General features: G+C 37.7%; 1 protein-coding gene and 1 pseudogene. One reads left to right on the forward strand and one right to left on the reverse strand.

Translation table 11 applies throughout. From position 1 onward, the window contains the following. The first annotated feature begins 161 nt into the window (after positions 1–161). A complete protein-coding gene (locus tag RMA95_RS00420; RefSeq protein WP_311069287.1) occupies positions 162–755 on the forward strand; it encodes an HAD-IB family hydrolase in 594 nt (197 codons plus the stop codon). A gap of 57 nt (positions 756–812) precedes the next feature. Here the strand turns inward: RMA95_RS00420 and RMA95_RS00425 are convergent. Further along, positions 813–1,333: pseudogene (locus RMA95_RS00425) on the reverse strand (hypothetical protein); the annotation flags it as partial.

The following is a 1,333-nucleotide window of genomic DNA, read 5'->3' on the forward strand; positions in this document are numbered from 1 at the left end:
AGCACTTGGCTACGAACTAAGGGGTCGGGAGTTCGAATCTCTCTGAGCGCACCAACTTGAAGAATTAACCGCTTTTATAGCGGTTTTTTTGTGTCTGCTGTTTAGTAATTTTTTAAAAATTTAAATTTATAACTTTTTAATTATATTAGAGATAACGATAAATGAATCTGGCTTTATTTGATTTTGATGGCACGATCACCCATAACGATACTTTCAGTTTGTTCCTTAAATTTTCTTTGAGCAGAAAAACTCAAATACTAGGTGGTATTCGTCTTGCACCTTATATTGCAGGCTATAAGTTTGGATGGGTAACGGATAAAACCATACGAACTAAGCTCTGTCAGGTGGGATATATAGGCTACGATGCAGATTCCCTAAAATATATAGGACAAGAGTTTGCTAAAACGGTAATTCCTGCCTGTATTCGTAAAAATGCTTTAGAACGTATTCACTGGCATAAACAGCAAGGAGATCAGGTTGTTGTGGTATCCGCTTCATTGGGTGTTTATTTAGAAAGTTGGTGTCAGTCTTTAGATTTGGACGTTATCTGTAATCAACTTGAAATAGATAATGGTATTTTAACTGGTAATTTTGTTGATGGTGATTGTGGTTATTTAGAAAAAGTAAATAGAATAAAAAATAAATATGATTTAACCCAATATTCTACTATTTATGCTTATGGTGATACTCCTAATGATTATGCAATGTTAGAGCTGGCACATAAGAAATATTATAGATGGCAAGAAATGAATTAATATTTAAAAATATATTTAAAAAGAAAGCCACTTTATTAGTGGCTTTCTTGAAGATTATTAAACTGTATGTAAAGTATTATCTAAGAAGTGGTCAGTAAGTAATGACTGAGGTACTAGAGTATGAACCGTGTTTGTTACGCTCGATACTGTAGAAGTGACTCCACCTACATTGCCGCCAGTTACTCCACCTAATAAGTTAGAAATAACGTCTGTGCCACCTGTACCAGTTACACCACCAGTTAAGCTACCTATGATATCTGTTACGACACCAATAGGGTTGCTGCCAGTAGCACCACCAGTTACACCGCCAATGATGTCAGTCACTGTGCCAAGTGGATTACCGCCAGTAGCACCACCAGTTAATCCGCCAATAATGTCAGTAACAGTACCAAGTGGACTGTCACCACCAGTCACACCACCAATAGCGCCAGTCGCACCACCAAGGATGTCAGTTAAAATACCAGTCGCAGTTGTGCCATTGGTAATGAGCGTGTTGACAATACCAGTTGCATGATCAGTTGCACCTTGGATATTACCGCCCACTAAATCAGATACAACCTCAAGCGCACCATTTACAG

Origin of the sequence: Acinetobacter sp. V110_1 (genome assembly GCF_031798975.1) — a bacterium.
GTDB lineage: Bacteria > Pseudomonadota > Gammaproteobacteria > Pseudomonadales > Moraxellaceae > Acinetobacter > Acinetobacter nosocomialis_A.